This window comes from Agromyces arachidis, from assembly GCF_052805135.1.
Genome location: NZ_JBRBDK010000010.1, coordinates 64750 through 79135 on the forward strand (window position 1 = coordinate 64750; position 14386 = coordinate 79135).

Annotated in this window: 17 protein-coding genes; 12 read left to right on the forward strand and 5 right to left on the reverse strand. The window is 72.4% G+C overall.

Annotated features, from left to right (window positions below):
- From ACUY4T_RS12925 to ACUY4T_RS12935, 3 genes are all read left to right on the forward strand, one after another.
- A complete protein-coding gene (locus ACUY4T_RS12925; RefSeq protein WP_446019371.1) occupies positions 1-690 on the forward strand; it encodes a class F sortase in 690 nt (229 codons plus the stop codon).
- A gap of 140 nt (positions 691-830) precedes the next feature.
- Complete coding sequence (locus ACUY4T_RS12930; protein WP_446019372.1) at positions 831-1400, forward strand: RNA polymerase sigma factor; 570 nt, start codon at positions 831-833, stop codon at positions 1398-1400.
- A complete protein-coding gene (locus ACUY4T_RS12935; protein ID WP_446019373.1) occupies positions 1381-2199 on the forward strand; it encodes an anti-sigma factor in 819 nt (272 codons plus the stop codon). The genes ACUY4T_RS12930 and ACUY4T_RS12935 overlap by 20 nt, the downstream gene beginning before the upstream one ends.
- Before the next feature lie 36 nt (positions 2200-2235).
- On the opposite strand, the gene ACUY4T_RS12940 is transcribed toward ACUY4T_RS12935, so the two are convergent.
- Both ACUY4T_RS12940 and ACUY4T_RS12945 read right to left on the reverse strand, forming a co-directional pair.
- Entirely contained in the window at positions 2236-2526 is a 291-nt protein-coding gene (locus ACUY4T_RS12940; RefSeq protein WP_446019374.1) for a protealysin inhibitor emfourin, read from the reverse strand.
- A gap of 53 nt (positions 2527-2579) precedes the next feature.
- Complete coding sequence (locus tag ACUY4T_RS12945) at positions 2580-3692, reverse strand: M4 family metallopeptidase (protein ID WP_446019375.1); 1113 nt, start codon at positions 3690-3692, stop codon at positions 2580-2582.
- 101 nt (positions 3693-3793) lie between these two features.
- Here ACUY4T_RS12945 and ACUY4T_RS12950 point away from each other — a divergent pair, with 101 nt between their 5' ends.
- Positions 3794-4639 (forward strand): CPBP family intramembrane glutamic endopeptidase, encoded by an 846-nt coding sequence (locus ACUY4T_RS12950; protein ID WP_446019376.1) that lies wholly within the window; start codon positions 3794-3796, stop codon positions 4637-4639.
- Positions 4640-4651: 12 nt separating this feature from the next.
- On the opposite strand, the gene ACUY4T_RS12955 is transcribed toward ACUY4T_RS12950, so the two are convergent.
- The gene (locus tag ACUY4T_RS12955; protein ID WP_446019377.1) at positions 4652-5407 is read right to left on the reverse strand and encodes an SDR family NAD(P)-dependent oxidoreductase; all 756 of its coding nucleotides are present in this window, start codon (positions 5405-5407) and stop codon (positions 4652-4654) included.
- Between the two features lie 219 nt (positions 5408-5626).
- Between ACUY4T_RS12955 and rpsO the strand changes: the two genes are divergently transcribed.
- Positions 5627-5896: a 30S ribosomal protein S15 gene (gene rpsO, locus ACUY4T_RS12960; protein ID WP_127793104.1), complete on the forward strand. Its 270-nt coding sequence runs from the start codon at positions 5627-5629 to the stop codon at positions 5894-5896.
- A gap of 89 nt (positions 5897-5985) precedes the next feature.
- On the opposite strand, the gene ACUY4T_RS12965 is transcribed toward rpsO, so the two are convergent.
- Entirely contained in the window at positions 5986-6528 is a 543-nt protein-coding gene (locus tag ACUY4T_RS12965) for a CGNR zinc finger domain-containing protein (RefSeq protein WP_446019378.1), read from the reverse strand.
- A 95-nt stretch (positions 6529-6623) separates the two neighbouring features.
- Here ACUY4T_RS12965 and ACUY4T_RS12970 point away from each other — a divergent pair, with 95 nt between their 5' ends.
- The 7 genes from ACUY4T_RS12970 (at position 6624) to ACUY4T_RS13000 (ending at position 13804) form a co-directional block, all read left to right on the forward strand.
- Positions 6624-7649, forward strand: coding sequence for an EamA family transporter (locus ACUY4T_RS12970; protein WP_446019379.1), 1026 nt, complete (start codon positions 6624-6626; stop codon positions 7647-7649).
- Between the two features lie 9 nt (positions 7650-7658).
- A complete protein-coding gene (locus tag ACUY4T_RS12975) occupies positions 7659-8546 on the forward strand; it encodes an LLM class flavin-dependent oxidoreductase (protein ID WP_446019380.1) in 888 nt (295 codons plus the stop codon).
- An 83-nt stretch (positions 8547-8629) separates the two neighbouring features.
- Positions 8630-9250 carry a hypothetical protein gene (locus tag ACUY4T_RS12980; RefSeq protein WP_446019381.1) on the forward strand — a complete coding sequence of 207 codons (621 nt, stop codon included), beginning with the start codon at positions 8630-8632 and terminating at the stop codon, positions 9248-9250.
- A gap of 140 nt (positions 9251-9390) precedes the next feature.
- Positions 9391-11025 carry a M28 family peptidase gene (locus ACUY4T_RS12985; protein ID WP_446019382.1) on the forward strand — a complete coding sequence of 545 codons (1635 nt, stop codon included), beginning with the start codon at positions 9391-9393 and terminating at the stop codon, positions 11023-11025.
- Positions 11026-11035: 10 nt separating this feature from the next.
- Positions 11036-11872 carry a fructosamine kinase family protein gene (locus ACUY4T_RS12990; protein ID WP_446019416.1) on the forward strand — a complete coding sequence of 279 codons (837 nt, stop codon included), beginning with the start codon at positions 11036-11038 and terminating at the stop codon, positions 11870-11872.
- A gap of 82 nt (positions 11873-11954) precedes the next feature.
- The gene (locus tag ACUY4T_RS12995) at positions 11955-13181 is read left to right on the forward strand and encodes an LLM class flavin-dependent oxidoreductase (protein ID WP_446019383.1); all 1227 of its coding nucleotides are present in this window, start codon (positions 11955-11957) and stop codon (positions 13179-13181) included.
- Positions 13178-13804, forward strand: a complete 627-nt coding sequence (locus ACUY4T_RS13000; protein WP_446019384.1) for an FMN reductase — start codon at positions 13178-13180, stop codon at positions 13802-13804. Before ACUY4T_RS12995 ends, ACUY4T_RS13000 begins: the two co-directional genes overlap by 4 nt.
- A gap of 52 nt (positions 13805-13856) precedes the next feature.
- Here the strand turns inward: ACUY4T_RS13000 and ACUY4T_RS13005 are convergent, their stop codons facing one another.
- Positions 13857-14063, reverse strand: coding sequence for a dodecin family protein (locus tag ACUY4T_RS13005; protein WP_446019385.1), 207 nt, complete (start codon positions 14061-14063; stop codon positions 13857-13859).
- Positions 14064-14386 lie beyond the last annotated feature (323 nt).

Sequence of the window (14386 nt, forward strand, 5' to 3'; positions counted from 1 at the left end):
ATGAAGCGAGCGGAGGTCGCGACCGGGATCGTCGGATCCCTGGTCGCGGCCTCCGCCGTGCTCGGCCTCCTGGCCGGATGCGTCGCGGCGCCGTCGGGGGTCGGCGCCGCGACGGGGGCGGCGACTCCGGCGCCCGCGGCGGCGGCCGACGAGGAGCCGTCGCGTCCCGCGGCGGCCGCGCCGGCGGCATCCGTGCCGGAGGTGCCCCGCCGATCCGCGTCGCTGGCCGACCAGCAGGCGCGTCCCGCAGCGCCCACCCGGATCGAGGTGCCGGCGCTCGGGATCGACATGGCGATCCGGCCGGTCGGCCTCGACGGCGACGGCAACATGGGGCTCTTCGACGACCCGTCCGTCGCCGCGTGGTACCAGTGGGGTCCCGCTCCGGCGAGCGAGTCCGGGTCGACGGTGATCGCCGCCCACGTCGACTCGCTGGAGTACCGGATCCTGCCGTTCGCCAAGCTGCGCGACGCGAGGCCGGGCACGCTCGTCATCGTGACGGATGCCGCGGGCGTCCGGCACTCCTTCGGCGTCGACGCCACGCAGGTCATCGAGAAGGGCGTCGTCGACTGGGCGGCCGCCTTCGATCGGTCCGGCCCGCCGCGACTGACCCTCGTGACCTGCGGGGGCGAGTTCGACTACGCGAACCGCACCTACCTGAGCAACCTGGTGGTGACCGCGACGCCGCGGTGATCGACTGAGCCGATGACCACGTACGGAAAGGGAGGGTGGATATGCTGATGCCGACGTCGCACGCGAGTGTCGCGACGCCGCCGCGGGTCGTGATCGACTCGCGACGCCTCCTGGACCGACGAAGGGGTGAACGCCGTACCGTGAGCGCGACCGCCTTCGAGACGCTCGACGACCGCACGCTCGCGACCGAGTTCGCGGCCGGCGAGGAGCGCGCGCTCCGAGAGGCCTACGCCCGCTGGTCCCCGCTCGTGTTCCGTCTCGCGCTCCGCTCGCTGGGCGATCGCACCGACGCCGAGGACGTCACCCAGCAGGTCTACATCTCGGCATGGCGCGGGCGCCACACCTTCGACCCGGCGCGGTCGAGCCTCAGTGCGTGGCTCGTCGGGATCACGAAGCACCGCATCGCCGATGCGCACGAGGCCCGGGCCCGGGCCCGTCGCCTCGAGGACACGCTCGTCGCCGAGGCGTCGACCGCGCCCGATGCGGTCGAGGACGATCTCGCGGAGCGGGTGATGGTGGCCGAGGAACTCGAACGCCTCGAGCCGGTCCCTCGCCGCGTCATGCAACTCGCGTTCTACGACGAGCTGAGCCATTCGCAGATCGCCGACACGCTCGGCATGCCGATCGGCACCGTGAAGAGTCATGTCCGACGCAGCCTCGCCCGGCTGCGCACACGATGGGAGGTGGATGATGGACCACATCGAGCCTGAGGAGCTCGCCGTGCTCGCCCTCGACGGGAGCGAGCCCGACGCGGCCGTCCGTGACCACCTCGATGGGTGCGCCGACTGCCGGGGAGAGTACGACGCCCTCGTCCGAACCGTGGCGCTCGGCCGCGGACCCTCCGACGACCGGTTCGAGTCGCCGTCGTCGTCGGTCTGGTCGTCGATCCACGCCGAGCTCGGGCTGGCGCCCGACCTGGCGGCCGATCCGCTGGAGGGCCGGACCGCGGTCGCCGTCGCGCCGGCGGCGACGTCCGACCACGTCGCGCGCCGCCGGCGCCCGCGCCGGCCGGCGCTGGCCTCGGACGGCCCGGACGGCACGCGGCGTCGCGCTGCGTGGCTCCCGATCACGGTCGCAGCGGCGGTCGGCGGCATCCTCGCGGGGGTGGGCCTCGGGTGGCTGTTCGGCGCGGCCGGGTCCGGCGGCGGAACGGAAGTCGACGACCCCGCGGTCGTGCTCGCGAGCGCCGACCTCGACGCCTTCCCCGGCTGGGATGACGCGGTCGGCACGGCCACGGTCGAGGAGGCCGCGGACGGCGCCCGCACCGTGGTCGTCGACCTCGACGCGGTCGTGCCCGAGGGAGAGGTGCGGGAGGTCTGGCTCATCCGCTCGGACGCGTCCGGGCTCGTCAGCCTCGGCCTGCTCGACGGTTCGAACGGCCGGTTCGTGGTGCCGCCGGGCGTCGACCTCGACGAGTACCCGCTCGTCGACGTCTCCGCCGAGCCGGTCGACGGCAACCCGGCCCACTCGGGCGACTCGATCGTGCGCGGGGAGCTCCGCTCGACGTGACGCCCGTGCCGGGTCGATGCACCCGGCTCGCGCGGCTCACGGTGCCGGTCGGCGCCCTCGGTCCGGTTCCGAGACCTCGCGCACCCGCTCCACGAGCTCGCGCCACGGCCCGGTGAGCTGGCGCTCCGCGAGCGTCGCCTCATGCGGCTCGCAGCGGATGCGGTACTCGTACCGGTCGGGCTCGGCCGGTGCGGGCGCGGCCTCCTCCCAGGGCAGCCGCTCGAGGAGCAGCTCCCACTCCTCGGGATCGGGCTGGTCCTCGACGTGAACCCTCCAGGTGAGCCGCAGGCCGGCGATGCCTCCGCTGCGGACGACCTCCACCTCCATGCCGCCGATGGTACTCCGCCGGCGCTCGGGCGGCGGGAGGGCTTCGTCGCCCGTCATTCGGGATCGATCCCCACGGCGCGCCATCCGCTCGCCACCGCACGCGACTCGCGCGACGCCACGCCGTACCGGGCGCGCGCGGCCGCGTGCGTCGCCGCGGCGAACACGGCGAATCCGTCGTCGGGGCCGAGCACGCCGTCGGTGAGCGCGTCGTACCAGACGCGTCCCGCGTGCTCCCATGCGAACCCGCCCAGCTCGCTCGCCGCGAGGGCGAAGGCGCGGTTGGGGATGCCGGAGTTCAGGTGCACGCCGCCGTTGTCGTCGCGGGTCACGACGTAGTCGCGAAGGTGGGCCGGCTGCGGGTCGCGGCCGAGCACGTCGTCGTCGTAGGCGGTCCCCGGCTCGAGCATGGAGCGCAGCGCCCGCCCTTCGACGAGCTCGGTGAACACGCCCTCGCCGATCAGCCAGCTCGCCGCCGCGGCATCCTGTCCCATCGCGTACTGCTCGACGAGGGCGCCGAAGACGTCGGAGACGTGTTCGTTGAGCGCACCGGACTGGTCACGGTAGCGCAGGCGCGCCGTGGCCTCGGTGACGCCGTGGGCGAGCTCGTGCCCGATGACGCTGAGCGAGTGGGTGAAGCCGCGGAACACCTCGCCGTCGCCGTCGCCGAAGACCATCCGCTCGCCGTCCCAGAAGGCGTTGTCGTAGCGATCGCCGAAGTGCACGGTCGCCTCGAGCGACCCGCCGGCGCCGTCGATGGCATCGCGCCCGTAGACCCGACGGAACAGGCGGTAGGTCTCGCCGAGGCCGTCGTAGGCCTGGTCGACCGCCTCGTCGCCGGTCTCGGGGCCGCCCTCGCGACGGACGAGCCGGCCGGGCAGGGTCTGCGCGCCGCCGGCATCCGAGATGCGACGGTCCGGGCCGGGCTCGCCACCCGGTCGCAGCGAGGGCAGTTCCTCGGGCGTCGGCGGGACGGCGAACGGCGGGCGGGCCCCCTCGGCGCGCAGTTCGCGCATCGGCGCGTCGTGGCGGAGCGAGCGCCGCGCCGCGTCGGCCGCCACGTCGAACCGTTCGCCGGCTTCGGCGACGCGCAGCAGCAGCCATGGCGGGACGACGCCCGCGGGCCGTGCGGCCTCGATGGGGCGTCGGGGGAGCGGCATCCGGGTCATGCGTCGATGCTCGCACGCACCGCCGACGGGACCGGAGCCGTCCGGCCGCGAGTCGCCTGCGAGATCCGGTGCCGCCCGCGCGCGCATGGCAGGCTGGTGACGTGACCGCGACCGCCCCCGCCACCGCCGAGGTGCGCACCCATCCGGTCGGGCTGGTCCCGGCGTTCCTGGTGTGCGCGGCCGCGGTGTCGCTCTTCGGGTTCCAGGAGCGGCTGCCCGGCTACGCGCTGCTCGCGATCGGCGTCGCCGCCGCCTGGTTCGTCGACCGCTCCGGCCGCACCGAGCGGCTCGCGCCCGACCTGCTGCTGATCGCGATCGGCCAGGTGATCATCTCGACGATGTCGCTGAAGGCCGAGCTGTCGGATGCCGCGATGGTGCGCTTCGCAGTCGTCCTGGGCCTCGCCGTGCTCGTGCCCTACGCGATCTCGCGATTCGTCTACCGCGAGCGCGTCATCCGCTTCCCGTGGCGCACGGGGCGTCGATGGACCCGCACGCAGTGGCTCTACCTCATCTTCGTCACGCTCGCCGGCTGGCTGATCCTGCCCTTCTACTTCATCACCTCGGGCGTGTACCAGAACTGGCCCGTCGTCGAGACGCCGAACGAGATCGCCCGCCTCTTCGTCGGCGTCAACGCGGTCGGCACCTGGGACGAGCTCTTCTTCATCTGCACGGTCTTCACGCTGCTGAAACGGCACTTCCCGGCCTGGCAGGCGAACCTGCTGCAGTCGATCGTGTTCGTCTCGTTCCTGTGGGAGCTCGGCTACCAGTCGTGGGGGCCGCTGCTCACCATCCCGTTCGCGCTCATCCAGGGCTACACGTTCAAGCTCACCAAGTCGCTCACGTACGTGCTCATCGTGCACCTCATCTTCGACGCGGTCGTGTTCATGGTGATCGTGTACGCGCACAACGGCTGGCCGGCGATCTTCCCGCTGGTGCCGGGCGGCTGAGCGGCGCCCGATTCAGACGGCCGACCACCCGCCGTCCGACGGCAGGACCACGCCCGTGACGTTGGCCGAGTCGTCGCTCGCGAGCCAGGTGATGGCCGCGGCGAGCTGCTCCGGCGTCGCGACGCCGGGGATGACGACCTGCATCAGCGGCCCGAGGCGGCCCTGCGCCCACTCCGACTCCCACGGCGCCTCGATGTTCGTCGCGGTCGCTCCCGGCGCGACCGCGTTCACGCGGATGCCCTTCGGGGCGTACATGAACGCCGTGTTCTTCGTGTAGCCGATCACGGCGTGCTTCGAGGTCGTGTACGCCACGCCGGCCGCCGACCCTCGGAGCCCCGCCTCGCTGGTGACGTTCACGATGACGCCGCTCCCCGCCTCGATCATGCGGGGGAGCACGGCGCGGGTCAGCCGCATGATCGCCGTGACGTTGACGGCCATCACCCGTTCCCACGTCGCGTCGTCGACCTCGGCGGCCGGGAGGAAGGCGTCCATGATCCCGGCGTTGTTGACGAGCACGTCGATGCGCTCGCCCGCGGCGGCGACCAGCGCCTGAGCGGTCTCCTCGGTCGAGACGTCGCCGGCGACCGCGACGAATCCCGCCCCCGGGTGGGCGGCTACGAGCGCGTCGAGCCGCTCCTGGGAGAGGTCGCTCGCCACCACGCGGGCCCCCTCGTCCGCAAGGCGCAGCGCCGTGGCGAGTCCGATGCCGGAGCCCGCGCCGGTGACGATGGCCGTGCGTCCCCCGAATCGTGCGGTAGTCGAGCCCATGTCGCGTCCGTCCTTCCGGGTCGGTGTCGGGATGGACCCACGTTAGGCGCCGTTCGACGGGTCGGACAGGGCCGAAGGTACCGCTCGCGCGTTCCCGGGGGATCGGCCGGCGGCATCCGCTCTGCTAGACTCTTGAGGTTGCCGTGAAACGGCCGCGCATCAAGAGAGCCCAGGCATCAGGCCCCGGGCAGCGCGCAACGAGAAGAAGGGATCCCATCTATGGCACTGGATGCAGACATCAAGAAGGCGATCATCGAAGAGTACGCGACGCACCCCGGTGACACTGGATCCCCCGAGGTCCAGATCGCGATCCTCACCAAGCGGATCAAGGACCTCACCGAGCACCTCAAGGAGCACAAGCACGACCACCACTCGCGTCGTGGCCTGCTGCTCCTCGTCGGTCAGCGTCGTCGTCTGCTCGGCTACCTCGCCGACGTCGACATCAACCGCTACCGCTCGCTCATCGAGCGTCTCGGGCTGCGCCGCTAAGCGCATTCACCCGCGCGGCTCTCGACGACACCGCGAACTTCTTGCGAAGGCCCCCCGCCGGCTCATCACGAGCCCGCCGGGGGCCTTCGTCATGTCCGGGCGCGGTGGGCGCGAGCGGCCATCCGGTTGCCGCACCGGGTGCTGCAGTACCGCTTCGACGCGTTCTTCGACAGGTCGACGAACACCCCGGTGCAGTCGTCGGCGTCGCAGCGGGCGAGCCGGCGGGTCTCGTCGGCGCGGATGACGTCGACGAGGGCCATCGCGGCCTCGACGAGCATACGTTCGGCCAGCGGCGACTCCTGCGAGACCGCGTGGATGTGCCAGTCGAGGTCGTCGTGCCGGATGAGGCGGGGCGTCGCGTTCGTCTCCTCGAGGATCGTGTTCACGGCCTCGACCATGTCGTCGCGTTCGAGCGTCCAGACCGAGCGGAGCCGGTCGCGGACCTCGCGCACCTCGTCGAGTTCGCGCCGGTCGCCGTCGCGCCGTCCGGAGAAGCCCCAGTCGTCGAGGAGCGTGCGGAGCTGGGCGATCGTGGCCAGTTCGTCGTCCCCCGATTCGGACGCGCTCGGCACGGTGTCGGCCACGGCCGCCATGAACCCCAGGGCCGCGGTCGTGTCATCGGTGAAAATCATTTGACTCCTGACATCCGCTCGGCTAACGTCACGAGCATAACGACGTTCGGCCCTGACGTGGGCCGACGGCGCGCAGGTTGTGGAGAGGGGGCACCGTGCGTGCATCACGGGGGATCGTCGGCATCGCGCTCGGACTGGGCGCCGGGCTCGCCTTCGGTGCGGGCGGCGTCTTCGTCAAGCCGCTGCTCGAAGCGGGCTGGTCGCCCGGTGCCGCCGTGCTCGCGCGGATCTCGATCGCCGCGGTGCTGCTCGTGGTCCCGGCGCTGATCGCGCTCCGGTTCGACCTGCGCCCGCTCTGGCGCGCGCGCTGGACCGTGCTGCTCTACGGCCTCGTCGCCGTCGCGAGCGTGCAGGTCGCGTTCTACGCGTCGCTCGAGCGCATCCCCGTCTCCATGACGCTGCTCATCGAGTACCTCGCGCCGATCGCGCTCGTCTTGTTCGCGTGGGTGCGAACCCGGCGGATGCCGCAGCTCATCGTGCTCGGCGGATCGGTGCTCGCCATGGCCGGGCTCGTCCTGGTCATCGGCCCCGGCGGCGGCGACCTCGACGTGCTGGGCCTCGCGTTCGCCGGCATCGCGATGATCGGCGTGTGCGTCTACTACGCGGTGGGCGAGCGTGCCACCGAGCAGTTGCCGCCCGTGGCGCTGATCGCGGCCGGCTTCGTGGTCGGCGCCATCGCGCTGGCGCTGCTCGGGTTCGTCGGCATCCTGCCGATGGAGGCGGCCTTCACCGACGTCGGGTTCCTCGGGGGGACCGCGCCCTGGTGGGTGCCGCTGCTGACCGTCGGCGCGGTCTCGACCGCGTTCGCGTACACGGCGGGCGTCGCCGCCATCCGCCTGCTCGGATCGCGACTGTCCTCGTTCCTCGGCCTGTCGGAGGTCGTGTTCGCCGGGGTCGTCGGATGGATCCTGCTCGGCGAGGCACTCGGCCCGCTGCAGATCCTCGGCGGCGCGCTCATCCTGGCCGGGATCGTCCTGGTCCGGATGGAGCGCGGCGACCGGGGCCCGGCGTCGGTGGCCCTCGACGTCGATCTCGTGCCGGTTCCGGATGACGCGCCCGTCGATCCGCCTGCCGACGGGGCGGGTCGGACCGTGCGCGCGGCCGTGGCCGAGCCCGCGTAGGCTCTGGGCATGCGCTTCGGACTGGTCATCCTGCCGCAGTACGAGTGGCCGGGGGCGGGTCGGCTGTGGCGCGACGCCGAGCGGCTCGGCTTCGGCCACGCCTGGACCTACGACCACCTGTCGTGGCGGGGGCTCGCGGGGGAGCGCTGGCACGCGACCGTGCCGACGCTGACCGCGGCGGCCATGGCGACCGAGCGGATCCGGCTGGGCACGCTCGTCGCGAGCCCGAACTTCCGGCACCCGGTGCCGTTCGCGAAGGACGTCGCCACCATCGACCAGATCTCGGGCGGCCGGTTCGTGCTCGGACTCGGCTCGGGCGGGACCGGGTTCGACGCGCGGGTGCTCGGGCAGGGCGAGCTCACGCCGCGGGAGCGGTTCGAGCGGTTCCGCGAGTTCACCGAGGCGCTCGATCGGCTGCTCCGGTTCGAGCGCGGCGCCGACCGCGGCATCACCTACTGGGGCGACGAGTTCTCGGCCGACGCCGCGCGCATGGTCGGCGAGCCCGCCCAGCTGCCCCGCATGCCGTTCCTCATGGCGGGGGAGGGGCCGCGCGCCATGCGCCTGGCCGCGCGCTTCGGCTCCGGCTGGGTCACGACGGGACCGAAGGCCGAAACGGATGACGCATGGTGGGCCGGGCTCGCCCCGCTCGTCGCGCGCCTCGACGAGGCGTGCGCCGCCGAGGGACGCGACCCGGGCGACCTCGACCGCGTGCTCTCGCTCGACGACGAGGGGCGGTACTCGATGGGCAGCGTCGCCGCCTTCGAGGACTCGGTCGGCCGGGCGCGCGAGCTCGGCTTCACCGACGTGATCTCGCACCGACCGCGCGAGCACGGCCTCTACGCCGGGAGCGAGGCGGTGCTCGAGGAGATCGCCGGGAGGCTCGACGCGCTCCGGTGAGTGTCGCGTCGCCCGCATTCGCGTCGCGCGCGCGCGTCGCCCGCGCCGGGGCGCCCGACATCGCCCACCGGTAGCCTGTCGTGGTGTCCGCGCCGCGCTTCGTCCACCCCCTCCGCTGGGAGCCGCTCCCGTACCTCGTGCTCGTCGCACTGCTCGTGCTCACCGGGCTCGTCCGGCCGGAATCCGGTGCCGCGTTCATCGCGCTGGTGGTCGCGATCGTGCTCGCCGGCACCTGGCTGGTCCTCGGCTGGCTGCGGGAGCGGCGCATGCGCAACCCCGATGCCGTCGGCGAGCTGACCGACGCGGGCGCCCTGGACCTCGTCGACGCTCCGTCAGCAGGCGATGCGCTGCGCGCCGTCGTGCCCGTCGCGGACGCGCATCGTCACCAGCCCGCCATCGACCTCGCGAGGCTGCACGGGGGAGCGCGGCAGTGGGCGGTCCTCGTGCCGCGTGCCCGCCGGTGGATGTCGCCGCGCTTCCGGGTCGGGGTGCAGCTGGTGGGCGACGTGGAGCCCCGTCACGCGGGGTTCCTCCCCGACACCGCCGACGCGACCTGGCGCGATCGCCTGGACGGCCTGCGCGAGTCCGGGCGCTTCGTCCGCGTGCCCGCCGTGATCGAGGGCTCGGGGCGTCCCTATCGCGTCGACCTCGACCTCAGCGGGCTCGCGCACGTGGTCGGCGAGGACGGTCCGTCCGCGGGCTGAATCGGGACCGCGACCCCTCAGCGGGTGTCGCTCATACGGGGTACATCGCTCGAAGTCAAGACTGTTTCTTCCTGTCAGTTGCCGCATAGGGTCTCGGCGTATGGGGCGTCGACGAGGGCGCCCCTCGAGAAGGAGAAACGATGTACCGATCTGCAAGGCATGCCCGCCGCGCCGTCGTGCTCGCGACCGCCACCGCCGTGGCCGGAGCGCTCGCGCTCGCGCCGGGCGCCGCGTTCGCCGCACCGCCCACCGGCAAGGTCTGCGAGAAGCGAGACAACAACACGATCGCGAAGCTCCTCGAGTGCGTCACCCCTGAAGGTGCAATGGAGCACCTCCAGGCCCTGCAGGCGATCGCGGACGCCAACGACGACAACCGCGCGGCCGGCACCTCGGGCTACGAGGCCAGCGTCGACTACGTGACCGGCGTGCTCGAGGCCGCCGGCTGGGAGGTGTCGATCGACGAGTTCCCGTACACGTACGTCGGGCCGTCGACCCTGACGCAGCTCACGCCGAGCACGGCCGAGTACCCGACCGGCCCCTACACCGGCAGCGGCGCCGGTGACGTGACCGGAACGATCATCCCGGTGGACCTCCAGCTCTACCTGGGCAACACCAGCACGAGCGGATGCACGGCCGACGACTTCGCCGGCCTCGACTTCTCGGGCCCCGCCGACATCGCGCTCATTCAGCGCGGCGGCTGCAACTTCAGCGCCAAGGCTCTCAACGCCGAGGCCGCCGGCGCTGAGGCCGTGATCATCTTCAACCAGGGCAACGAGGACACCGACGCCCGCAAGGGGCTCATCGTCGGCACCCTCGGCGGCTCGAACGTCGTGGGCATCCCGACCGTCGGCGCAAGCTACGACCAGGGCGTCGCGCTCTCGCAGGCCGGCTCGACGGCGAACGTCTTCGTCCCCGCGCCGGAGTCGCGCCCGCAGAAGAACGTCATCGCCGAGCTCCCGGGCGTCAACGACGACAACGTCGTGATGGCGGGCTCGCACCTCGACTCGGTGCAGGCCGGCCCCGGCATCAACGACAACGGCAGCGGCTCGGCCGCGCTGCTCGAGCTCGCGCAGAACATCGCCACGCTCGAGCCGCAGAACACCATCCGCCTCGCCTGGTGGGGTGCCGAGGAGTCCGGCCTCATCGGCTCGGAGGAGTACGTCGCCGAGCTCAGCCAGGAGGAGAAGGACCGCATCGCGCTGTACCTGAACTTCGACATGATCGCCTCGCCGAACTACATCTTCATGGTGTACGACGGCAACGAGTCGAGCTTCGACGCCCCGGTCACGGTGCCCGACGGCTCCACCGCGATCGAGGAGCTCTTCGAGCGCTACTACACCTTCGTGGGCGAGCCCTACGACGACACCGCGTTCAGCGGCCGCAGCGACTACCAGGCGTTCATCGAGAACGGCATCGCCGCCGGCGGCCTGTTCACCGGTGCCGAGGTCGTGAAGACCGAGGAGCAGGAGTCGATCTGGGGCGGTACGGCCGGCGAGTCGTTCGACCCGTGCTACCACCAGGCGTGCGATGACATCAGCAACCTCGACATGCACGCGCTCGGCGTCAACGCCGACGCGGTCGCCCTCGCGGTGCTCGTGTACTCGTACTCCACCGAGACGGTCAACGGCGTCGCCGGCGTCGAGGTGGCCGGTGGCCTGAAGCTGCCGGCTGCGGCCGGCCCCGAGGGCACGTTCGTCCCCGAGAACGGCGGCGGTCTGTCGCCCGACCTGGTGGACGGCCACGACCACAGCCACGGCCCGACCGACCTGGACTAGTCCCGGATCGATCGAACCCAGCGGGGCCCGTCGCGACAGCGACGGGCCCCGTGTTCGTGCCCGGTGGCGGCACACTGGAGCCGTGGAGACCTTCGTCAAGCAGCGTGCGGACGCCCCGACCGGCTTCTTCGAGGCGGAGGCCGCCGGGCTCGCCTGGCTCGACGCCGCGGGTGGCGTGCCGGTCGTCGGCGTGCTCGACGTCCGACCGGGTCGGATCGAGCTCCGGCGGGTCGACGAGGTCCGCCCCACGCGCACCGCCGCTCGGTCGTTCGGCGCCGCGCTCGCCCGGACCCACGCCGCGGGTGCGCCGGTGTTCGGGTCACCGCCGGACGGCTGGGACGGCCCGCTCTTCATCGGTCGTCGCGAGATGCCGACGGCCGCCGAACCGTCCTGGGGCCGCTTCTACGCCCGCGACCGCGTGATGCCGTTCCTCTCCGTCGCCGTCGACGCCGGCGGCCTCACCGGGCACGAGGCCGACCTGGTGGAGCGCACCTGCGACGTGGTGGCCGCGGGCGCGTTCGACGACGGCGAGCCGCCGGCGCGCCTCCACGGCGACCTCTGGACGGGCAACGTGCTGTGGTCCGCCGAGGGGGCGGTGCTCGTCGATCCCGCCGCGCACGGCGGACACCGCGAGACCGACCTCGCCATGCTCCACCTGTTCGGCTGCCCGTACCTCGACGACGTCATCGCGGCCTACGACGCGGCGGCGCCGCTGCGCGACGGATGGCGCGAACGCCTGCCGCTCCACCAGCTGCATCCGCTCGCGGTGCACGCCGCCGGGCACGGCCGCGCCTACGGGATCGCCCTCGCGGATGCCGCGCGGGCCGTGCTGGACCTGGCCGGATGAGGTCGGGAATACTTCGACCGGGTCATCGGTTCACCAGATTGCATGCAAAAGCATGAAACGAGACGGAGCCCAGGAGGGCGACATGCAGTTCGGAATCTTCACCGTCAGCGACATCACGCAGGACCCCACGACCGGCCGCACCCCGAGCGAGGCCGAGCGGATCCAGGCGACGCTGACCATCGCCAGGCACGCGGAGGAGGTCGGTCTCGACGTCTTCGCGCTCGGCGAGCACCACAACCCGCCGTTCTGGTCGTCCTCGCCCACCACGACGCTCGCCTACATCGCCGGGCAGACCAGCACCCTGCAGCTCTCGACGGCGACCACGCTCATCACCACGAACGACCCGGTGAAGCTCGCCGAGGACTACGCGATGCTCCAGCACGTGTCGAACGGACGCGCCGACCTCATGCTCGGCCGCGGCAACACCGGCCCGGTCTACCCGTGGTTCGGCAAGGACATCCGCCAGGGCCTGCCCATCGCGATCGAGAGCTACGAGCTCCTGCACCGCCTCTGGCGCGAGGACGTCGTCGACTGGGAGGGGAAGTTCCGCACGCCCCTGCAGGGCTTCACCGCGACGCCGCGCCCGCTCGACGGCGTGCCGCCGTTCGTCTGGCACGGATCGATCCGCACCCCCGAGGTCGCCGAGCAGGCCGCCTTCTACGGCGACGGGTTCTTCGCCAACCACATCTTCTGGCCGGCATCCCACACGCAGCGGATGATCGCGCTGTACCGCCAGCGCTACGAGCACCACGGCCACGGCACCGCCGCGCAGGCGATCGTCGGCCTCGGGGGCCAGGTGTTCATGCGCAAGAACTCCCAGGACGCCGTGAACGAGTTCCGCCCGTACTTCGACAACGCGCCCGTCTACGGACACGGCCCGAGCATGGAGGACTTCACGCAGCAGACCCCGCTCACCGTCGGCAGCCCGCAGGAGGTCATCGACCGGACGCTCGGCTTCCGCGACTACGTCGGCGACTACCAGCGCCAGCTGTGGCTCATCGACCACGCGGGACTGCCGCTGAAGACCGTCCTCGAGCAGCTCGACCTGCTCGGCGAGGAGGTCGTGCCGGTGCTCCGACGCGAGTTCGCGACGGACCGCCCGGCCCACGTGCCCGACGCGCCGACGCACGCCTCGCTCGTGGCGGCGAAGTACGGCGACGGGACGCCGCGGCAGGCGACCCCGCGCGCGAACCGCGGCGACAACCTGACGGCCGGGTCGCCCTACCAGGACGCGCCGGCCCTCGCCGGCGCCCCGGCGTCGGGGGCGGCCTTCGGCCTCGCCGCGACGAGGACGGCGGGTGCACGATGACCGCCAAGCGCATCGTCGTCGTCTCGTCCGGACTGAGCACGCCGAGCTCGACCCGGCAGCTCGCCGACCGCCTCACCGCCGACGCCGTCGGCGTCCTCCGCGAGCGCGGGGTCGAGGCCGAGGTACGGACGGTCGAACTGCGCGACCTCGCGCACGACATCACCAACCACCTGCTCACCGGCTTCGCGCCGCCGAAGCTGCAGGAGGTGCTCGACGAGCTCGCCACGGCGGACGGCCTCATCGCCGTGACGCCCATCTTCTCGACGAGCTACGCCGGACTGTTCAAGTCGTTCATCGACGTGATCGACCCGCAGTCGCTCACCGACCTGCCGGTGCTCATCGGGGCGACCGGCGGCACGCCGCGGCACTCGCTCGCGATCGACTACGCCATCCGGCCGCTGTTCACGTACCTCCACGCCGTCCCGGTGACCACCGGCGTGTTCGCCGCCACCGGCGACTGGGGCGGGGGCGACGGCGTCCGCTCGCTGCCCGACCGCATCTTCCGCGGCGCGCGCGAGTTCGCCGAGCTCGTCGAGCGAACCGACCGCGGCGACCGCGTGAGCGACCCGTTCGCGCTCGACCGCCCGATGGGGCACCTGCTGGGGGGACTCGCGGGGGAGTAGGCATACGGCGGGGCGGGAGCCATCGGCTCCCTCCCCGCCGTCGTTCGGCTCGTCAGTCGTCGAGGACGAACGTGACCTCGAGGGTCACGGACCACTCGATGATGCGGTCGCCGTCGACCTTGACCTTCTGCTCCTTGACCCAGGCGCCCTTGACGCCGCGAAGCGTCTGCGCCGAGCGGGCGATGCCCACGGCGACGGCGTCCTCGAAGCTCTTCTCGGAGAACGCGGTGATGGTGGTGACCCGTGCGACGGATGACATGGAGTTCCTCCTCGGCGATCCGGGATGCACCGGACGGTGCCCCCACGGCCAATGATGCGCCTTCCCCGGCTCCCGCCGCGAGGGGTTGCGTCGACGGGTGCCGCCGGCCCCCGTGCCCCGCAGGTCGCATCCGGTCGGAGGGCCCCGCTAGGCCGCGACACGCCGGGCTGGTAGGCTCGCCGAGGATGCCCGCGCGGCATCCGCTCAATTCAACATGAGCTCGCGCCCTCTCGTGGGCGCTCCGGAGCAGGCCGGCAGGAAGCTGGTCCCCTGTGGTGGCTTACCAAGCGAGAGCTTGGTGGACTTCTACTGGTGGCCAGCGC

What these genes read in the sequence shown, in the direction of transcription:
- ACUY4T_RS12925 (WP_446019371.1), top strand. Translation starts at nt 1, where the DNA reads ATGAAGCGAGCGGAGGTCGCGACCGGGATCGTCGGATCCCTGGTCGCG.
- ACUY4T_RS12935 (WP_446019373.1), top strand. Translation starts at nt 1,381, where the DNA reads ATGGACCACATCGAGCCTGAGGAGCTCGCCGTGCTCGCCCTCGACGGG.
- ACUY4T_RS12940 (WP_446019374.1), bottom strand. Translation starts at nt 2,526, where the DNA reads ATGGAGGTGGAGGTCGTCCGCAGCGGAGGCATCGCCGGCCTGCGGCTC.
- ACUY4T_RS12945 (WP_446019375.1), bottom strand. Translation starts at nt 3,692, where the DNA reads ATGACCCGGATGCCGCTCCCCCGACGCCCCATCGAGGCCGCACGGCCC.
- ACUY4T_RS12955 (WP_446019377.1), bottom strand. Translation starts at nt 5,407, where the DNA reads ATGGGCTCGACTACCGCACGATTCGGGGGACGCACGGCCATCGTCACC.
- rpsO (WP_127793104.1), top strand. Translation starts at nt 5,627, where the DNA reads ATGGCACTGGATGCAGACATCAAGAAGGCGATCATCGAAGAGTACGCG.
- ACUY4T_RS12965 (WP_446019378.1), bottom strand. Translation starts at nt 6,528, where the DNA reads ATGATTTTCACCGATGACACGACCGCGGCCCTGGGGTTCATGGCGGCC.
- ACUY4T_RS12975 (WP_446019380.1), top strand. Translation starts at nt 7,659, where the DNA reads ATGCGCTTCGGACTGGTCATCCTGCCGCAGTACGAGTGGCCGGGGGCG.
- ACUY4T_RS12985 (WP_446019382.1), top strand. Translation starts at nt 9,391, where the DNA reads ATGTACCGATCTGCAAGGCATGCCCGCCGCGCCGTCGTGCTCGCGACC.
- ACUY4T_RS12995 (WP_446019383.1), top strand. Translation starts at nt 11,955, where the DNA reads ATGCAGTTCGGAATCTTCACCGTCAGCGACATCACGCAGGACCCCACG.
- ACUY4T_RS13000 (WP_446019384.1), top strand. Translation starts at nt 13,178, where the DNA reads ATGACCGCCAAGCGCATCGTCGTCGTCTCGTCCGGACTGAGCACGCCG.
- ACUY4T_RS13005 (WP_446019385.1), bottom strand. Translation starts at nt 14,063, where the DNA reads ATGTCATCCGTCGCACGGGTCACCACCATCACCGCGTTCTCCGAGAAG.